Source organism: Microbulbifer halophilus, from assembly GCF_026183675.1.
Taxonomy (GTDB): Bacteria; Pseudomonadota; Gammaproteobacteria; order Pseudomonadales; family Cellvibrionaceae; genus Microbulbifer; species Microbulbifer halophilus.
Map to the genome: position 1 here is coordinate 35,481 of NZ_JAPIVK010000009.1, position 6,406 is coordinate 41,886.

6 protein-coding genes are annotated in these 6,406 nt (G+C 64.4%); 2 read left to right on the plus strand and 4 right to left on the minus strand.

The window, feature by feature from the left end:
• Positions 1-4: 4 nt before the first annotated feature.
• The 4 genes from OQE62_RS06385 to hutI are packed head-to-tail and all read right to left on the minus strand — an operon-like array spanning position 5 to position 3,495.
• Positions 5-457 carry a carboxymuconolactone decarboxylase family protein gene (locus tag OQE62_RS06385; RefSeq protein ID WP_265721172.1) on the minus strand — a complete coding sequence of 151 codons (453 nt, stop codon included), beginning with the start codon at positions 455-457 and terminating at the stop codon, positions 5-7.
• 54 nt (positions 458-511) lie between these two features.
• Complete coding sequence (locus tag OQE62_RS06390; RefSeq protein WP_265721173.1) at positions 512-1,321, minus strand: helix-turn-helix transcriptional regulator; 810 nt, start codon at positions 1,319-1,321, stop codon at positions 512-514.
• 10 nt (positions 1,322-1,331) lie between these two features.
• Positions 1,332-2,282 carry a formimidoylglutamase gene (gene hutG, locus OQE62_RS06395; protein ID WP_265721174.1) on the minus strand — a complete coding sequence of 317 codons (951 nt, stop codon included), beginning with the start codon at positions 2,280-2,282 and terminating at the stop codon, positions 1,332-1,334.
• The gene (gene hutI / locus OQE62_RS06400; protein ID WP_265721175.1) at positions 2,266-3,495 is read right to left on the minus strand and encodes an imidazolonepropionase; all 1,230 of its coding nucleotides are present in this window, start codon (positions 3,493-3,495) and stop codon (positions 2,266-2,268) included. The genes hutG and hutI overlap by 17 nt, the downstream gene beginning before the upstream one ends.
• A gap of 201 nt (positions 3,496-3,696) precedes the next feature.
• Between hutI and hutC the strand changes: the two genes are divergently transcribed.
• Positions 3,697-4,482, plus strand: coding sequence for a histidine utilization repressor (hutC, locus tag OQE62_RS06405; protein ID WP_265721176.1), 786 nt, complete (start codon positions 3,697-3,699; stop codon positions 4,480-4,482).
• Between the two features lie 138 nt (positions 4,483-4,620).
• Positions 4,621-6,294, plus strand: coding sequence for a urocanate hydratase (hutU, locus tag OQE62_RS06410; RefSeq protein WP_265721177.1), 1,674 nt, complete (start codon positions 4,621-4,623; stop codon positions 6,292-6,294).
• Positions 6,295-6,406 lie beyond the last annotated feature (112 nt).

Sequence of the window (6,406 nt, forward strand, 5' to 3'; positions counted from 1 at the left end):
ACCGCTACCGAATATCAGGCTGAAAACCCAGGCTGACCGACACTCGGTTCCAGCTGTTGATTTCCAGAATAACGGCCATTAGCTCTAAAAGATCGCGCTCACCAAATTCCCGCAGGCATTGCTGGTATATTTCGTCGGTGACACCACCCTCTGCTATGCGAGTAATGGACTCTGCCAGGGCCAGCGCCGATCTTTCGCGCCCGGAGAAGCAGTTCGCCTCGCGCCAGGCGGACAGAACGTCCAGCCGTGCCTGTTGCTCGCCAACTTCGCGCAATTCCTGAGAGTGCATATGCAGGCAGAAACAGCATGCGTTGATTTGCGATACTCGCAGCCTCACCAGAGTACAGAGTCTTTTTTCCAGAGTAGATTGTTGATCGGTCTTACCCAGGGCCAGCAGGCTACTGGTGATCCGGGGACCGAGTTCATAGAAAGCCTGTCGTGCCAAACGCTCACTCATACTGATTACCCACAGCCGATTTACATTGCCATGCAGTGTAGGGGTGGACAGACGCTATTTATTGTAAATCTGCGACACCTTGCGCTTTCGGTAGGAGCCAGGCGTCTCCAGCGTATAGCGCCGGAATGCTCGCGTGAAGTGCGCCTGGTCGAAGAAGCCGCAATCCTGGGCAACATCCCCGATCGACGCCGGGGTGTGTATCAAGCCATAACGCGCCCGATACATGCGGCCGAACTGGATCAGTTCGGCCGGACTGACTCCTATTTGACGCCGCAGTTTTCTCTCCAGGGTTCTGCGGTTCATACCCAGCTGTTCACAGAGCTGCGGTACGGAGTTCATAAGTTTTGACTGTGCAACGATTCCCTGAATGGTGCGCATATCCCGCTCCTGCGCATCTAGCTTTTGCAGCCGATGGGTTAGCCAGCTCCGGATCCCCGCAACACGCCCGGACATAGTCAGCGGGTAGATTCTGTCCATAAGCGACATAAAGCTGCGGTACCAGGCGGGTTGCAGATCCCCACCCAACACATACTGCCGATCGCCGAACATCTGCGGATCCAGGTCGAGCAGGTAGAAGCTGCCGGACGGGTTGAAGCGAACACCGATCAGTTGCTGGTTACTGCGAAAGACCTCGACCTTGGTGACCCGGTTGGACGTAAAGGTAATTACCGGCTGGCCTGCGGAGAGATCGATGGTGAGGCTGCTGCCGGCATCGGGGTACAGCTTCTCCCGCGCTGCGGTGCCGACGCCGCCTTGGCCACCCAGAATCCAGTAGCACTGGATCCAGGGCCTCAGGCGAGGCTCCGGAAAAAATGTCTGGACGTGCAGTGCCTTAAAGCTGTCTGCTGGAATCAATTCCGCCATCCCTACGCTATCAGGTCACCCCGTTGGCAATCTGGAAGCCGATCCGCGCCGCCGTGCGCGCGGCGTGGTCCTCGATATCGAAATAGGGATTGAACTCGGCCATATCGGCCAGGCAGACCTTGCCGGTTTCCAGTACTGTGTCGAGCAATGGCTCGAACAGTTCCAGCGGTACGCCGCGGCCGGATGGCGCACTGACCGCCGGCATCACCGCGGCCGGGAAGACGTCGAAGCAGACGGTCAGGTAGACGAAATCGACCCCCTGGATAAAGCGCAGTATGCGTTCCTGCACCCGCTGCAGATGCCAACTGGTGATTTCGCGATCGCGGATCACTTCCGCCCCCAGTTCGTCGGCGCGATGGTAGAGCGCCGGGGTATTGGCGTTGTCGGCGGCGCCGACGCAGAGGTAGTTGAAGGGGCGGCCGTTGATCTCGCACTGTTCGGCGATCTGGTAGAAGGGCGTTCCCGAGGAACCCTTGGGGCTGGGGATACGCAGGTCCAGGTGGGCGTCGAAGTTGATGATGCCGAGGGTCTTGTCCCGGTGTTCCTCGCGCATCCAGCGGGCGATACCCTGGTAGCTGCCGAAGGCGATCTCGTGGCCGCCCCCCAGCACCAGCGGGAAGTGGCCGCCGCTCAGCAGCTCGGTGATACGCGCACCGAGCAGGGCCTGGGCGGATTCCAGGTCCTCCTTTTCCACTTTCACGTTGCCGGCGTCGTACAGCGGCGCGTCGAAGGTGGCGGGCAGGCCGGCCATGGCCAGGCGAAGGATACGCGGCCCCTTGGCGGCGCCGATACGGCCCTTGTTACGGCGCACGCCCTCGTCGGAGGCGAAACCCAGAATTGCCAGGCCCGGCGGATTGTCCAGTTGCAGCGGCGAAATACGCTGGTGCCAGCGCTCGCCGGCGGGGCCGTCCTCGCTGTCGGTGCGGCCGCTCCACAGGCGCATATCAGCCAGCTGTAACATCTCTACCTCCCAGGAAAACCTGTGCGGGTTGCAGTGCGCCCAGTTCGTAGGCCAGTTGGTCCGGCGTATCCATCGGCCACAGCGCCATATCGGCGCGCAGTCCCGGACGCAATACGCCGCGGGAGCAGCAGAGTCCCAGCGCGCGGGCGGCGGAGCGGGTCACGCCGGCCAGGGCCTCCGCCGGGGTGAGGCCGAACAGGTTGCAGCCCATGTTCATCATCAGCCGCAGCGAGGCGATCGGGCAGCTGCCCGGGTTCAGGTCGGTGGACAGCGCCATGGACACGCCGGCAGCCCGCAGCTTTTCCACCGGCGGTACGCGGGTTTCCTTCAGGGTGTAGAAGGCGCCGGGCAGCAGTACCGCCACAGTGCCGCTGTCGGCCATCAGCGCCACGTCCTCGTCAGTGATGTATTCGATATGATCGGCCGAAAGCGCGCTGGATTTCGCCGCCATGGCCGTGGCGCCGGTGCGGGCGAGCTGCTCCGCGTGCACCTTTACCGGCAGGTCGAGCTTTTTCGCGGCGTCGATCACCCGCTGGCACTGCTCGACGGAGAAGGCGATCTTTTCGCAGAACATGTCCACGGCGTCGGCGAGCTGTTCCCTCGCCACCGCCGGCAGAATCTGTTCGCACACCAGGTCGATATATTCGTCCGCGCGGCCATCGTATTCCGGCGGCAGGGCGTGGGCGGCCAGGCAGGTGGTGACGATATCCACCGGGTGGTGCTGGGCCAGGCGGCGCGCGGTGCTCAGTTGCTTCAGCTCGGTATCCAGTTCCAGGCCGTAGCCGGATTTCACCTCGATGGTGGTGGCGCCCTCGGACATCAGCGCCCGCAGGCGCGGCTCGGCGCCGCGGTAGAGCTGTTCGGCGCTGGCGGCGCGGGTGGCGCGCACGGTGGAGAGAATCCCGCCGCCGGCGCGGGCCACATCCTCGTAGCTCTCGCCGCCCAGGCGGCGGGCAAACTCGCCGGCGCGGTGGCCGCCGTAGACCAGGTGGGTGTGGCAGTCGATCAGGCCTGGCGTCAGCCACTGGCCCTCGCCGTCCAGGGTCCTGTCGGCGGCGGTGTCCGGCAGTTCCCTGCGCGGCCCCAGCCACACGATCCTGCCGCCGGTCACCGCCACCGCGGCATCCTCCACGGCGCCGTAGCCACCGGCAATGGAGGGATCCATGGTGGCGGCGTGGATATTGGTAATCAGCAGATCGCAGCGTTCTGTCATAGACCTTCTTTCCCGGCGCCCGCGCGAGATCCGGCGGCGCGGTTTTCCTCATCTGTAACCATAGTCGCTCGCCTTTATGGACGAGCGGTTTTCAACCCGGCGGCCGACCGGGCCTTGACACCAATCGGGCCGGCCACCATAGTAACAACAATCTTGTATATACAACCATATACAAGCTCGAACAGCACTCTACCGAAGTCCATGAATACTGCAAGAGAGCCCGATAAAGAGCCCTCAGCCAGGGGGAAAGAGCCCTCAGCCGGAGCTAAAGAACCTCCGGCACAGGCCAACGAGCCCCGCTACGCCGCCATCAAGCGCCATATCCGCGCGCAGGTGGAAACCGGTGCATGGCCGGTGCACTTCCGCGTGCCGTCGGAAAACGACCTGGCGCGGGGATTCGATGTCAGCCGCATGACTGCCCGCCGGGCGCTGACCGAGCTGACCGACGAGGGCGTACTGATGCGCTCCCAGGGGCTGGGCACCTTCGTCGCCGAACCGGTGCCGGCGGGCTCGCTGCTGGAAGTGCGCAATATCGCCGACGAGGTCTCGGCCCGCGGCCACAGCTACAGCAATCGCATCCTGCAGCTGCGCGAGACCACCGCCTCCGCCGACGTGGCCCGGGCCCTGAACATGCCGGAGGGCGCAGTGGTATTTCACTCGATCATCGTCCACCGGGACAACGGGCTGCCGATCCAGTGGGAGGAGCGATTTACCAATCCGGCGCTGGTACCGGACTACCTGCAGCAGGACTTCAGCGCCACCACCCCCAACGCCTACCTGTCCCGCGTGGCACCGCTGACCGAGGCGGACACTACCGTTGAGGCGATTGCCGCCGACACCGAGACGGGCACGGCACTGGAGGTGGAGCCCGGCAGCGCCTGCCTGCAGATCTGGCGGCGCACCAAGAGCCGCGCCGGCACCGTGAGTTTTGCCCGGCTGGTACACCCGGGCAACCGCTACCGGCTGGGTGCGCAACTGAGATTTTAAATCCCGCTAGCGTCATTCCGGTACCGGATCGAGTCCGGCATGACGAAACGACCCGGAATCCAGGCTGTCGGGTCACGTCGCTGGATCCCGGGTCGAGCCCGGGATGACGAAACAATTACCGAGATTCGCGAGGCAACCATGACCGACAAACGCCACGACCCCAACCGCCAAATCGCCGCCCCCACCGGCAGCCAACTGAACGCCAGGAGCTGGCTCACCGAAGCGCCGCTGCGCATGCTGATGAACAACCTGCACCCGGACGTGGCCGAGCGCCCGGAAGACCTGGTGGTCTACGGCGGTATCGGCCGCGCCGCGCGGGACTGGGAATGCTACGACAAAATCGTCGAGGTACTGAAACGCCTCGAGGACGACGAAACCCTGCTGGTGCAATCCGGCAAACCGGTGGGCGTGTTCAGGACCCACGCCGACGCGCCGCGGGTACTGATCGCCAACTCCAACCTGGTGCCCCACTGGGCCAACTGGGAACACTTCAACGAGCTGGATAAAAAGGGCCTGGCCATGTACGGCCAGATGACCGCCGGCTCCTGGATCTACATCGGCTCCCAGGGCATCGTGCAGGGCACCTACGAAACCTTCGCCGCGGTGGCGCGCCAGCACTTCGACGGCGAGGCCAGGGGCAAATGGATCCTCACCGGCGGTCTCGGCGGTATGGGCGGCGCCCAGCCGCTGGCGGCCACCATGGCCGGCTTCTGCATGATCGCCGTGGAGTGCGACGAGACCCGTATCGATTTCCGCCTGCGCACCGGCTACCTGGACAAAAAAGCCACCAGCCTCGACGAGGCGCTGGAAATCATCCACGCGGCGATGGAAAAGGGCGAAGCGATTTCCGTGGGCCTGCTCGGCAACGCCGCGGATATTTTCCCGGAACTGGTGGAGCGCAATATCACCCCGGATTCCGTCACCGACCAGACTTCCGCCCACGATCCGCTGAACGGCTACCTGCCGAAAGGCTGGAGCATGGAGTACGCCGCCGAGATGCGCCAGAAGGATGAAGCCGCGGTAGTGAAGGCGGCCAAGCAGTCCATGGCCGTGCAGGTACAGGCGATGCTGGACCTGCAAAAAAGTGGTGCCGCCACCCTCGACTACGGCAACAACATCCGCCAGATGGCACTGGAAGAAGGCGTGGAAAACGCCTTCGATTTCCCCGGCTTCGTGCCCGCCTATATCCGCCCGCTCTTCTGCCAGGGCGTAGGCCCCTTCCGCTGGGCGGCGCTGTCCGGCAACCCGGAGGATATCTACAAGACCGACGCCAAGGTGAAGGAGCTGATCCCGGACGACCCGCAACTGCACAACTGGCTGGATATGGCCCGCGAGCGCATCCACTTCCAGGGCCTGCCGGCGCGCATCTGCTGGGTGGGCCTGAAAGACCGCGCGCGCCTGGCGCTGGCATTCAACGAGATGGTCGCCAGCGGCGAGCTGGAAGCGCCGGTGGTGATCGGCCGCGACCACCTCGACAGCGGCTCCGTGGCCAGTCCCAACCGCGAAACCGAATCCATGCGGGACGGCAGCGACGCCGTCTCCGACTGGCCGCTGCTCAACGCCCTGCTGAACACCGCCTCCGGCGCCACCTGGGTCTCGATCCACCACGGCGGCGGCGTCGGCATGGGCTTTTCCCAGCACGCCGGTGTGGTGATCGTCTGCGACGGTACCGAAGCCGCGCGCAAGCGCATCGAGCGCGTACTCTGGAACGACCCGGCCACCGGCGTCATGCGCCACGCGGACGCGGGTTACGACATCGCGAAAGACTGTGCGAGGGAGCAGGGGCTGGATTTGCCGATGCTCGGAGACTGATCCGGCTGCCCTCTCCCAAGCCCCGTGGCCACTGTCCCCCTCTCCCTCCGGGAGAGGGGCTAGGGGAGAGGGCTACCGCCGGGAACGCCGAGCCCCAGCTCGGCAAGCGGGC

Bases quoted from the DNA above. Each gene is read 5' to 3' on its own strand.
- hutG (WP_265721174.1), bottom strand. From the start codon at position 2,282: ATGTTACAGCTGGCTGATATGCGCCTGTGGAGCGGCCGCACCGACAGC.
- OQE62_RS06385 (WP_265721172.1), bottom strand. From the start codon at position 457: ATGAGTGAGCGTTTGGCACGACAGGCTTTCTATGAACTCGGTCCCCGG.
- hutI (WP_265721175.1), bottom strand. From the start codon at position 3,495: ATGACAGAACGCTGCGATCTGCTGATTACCAATATCCACGCCGCCACC.
- OQE62_RS06390 (WP_265721173.1), bottom strand. From the start codon at position 1,321: ATGGCGGAATTGATTCCAGCAGACAGCTTTAAGGCACTGCACGTCCAG.
- hutC (WP_265721176.1), top strand. From the start codon at position 3,697: ATGAATACTGCAAGAGAGCCCGATAAAGAGCCCTCAGCCAGGGGGAAA.
- hutU (WP_265721177.1), top strand. From the start codon at position 4,621: ATGACCGACAAACGCCACGACCCCAACCGCCAAATCGCCGCCCCCACC.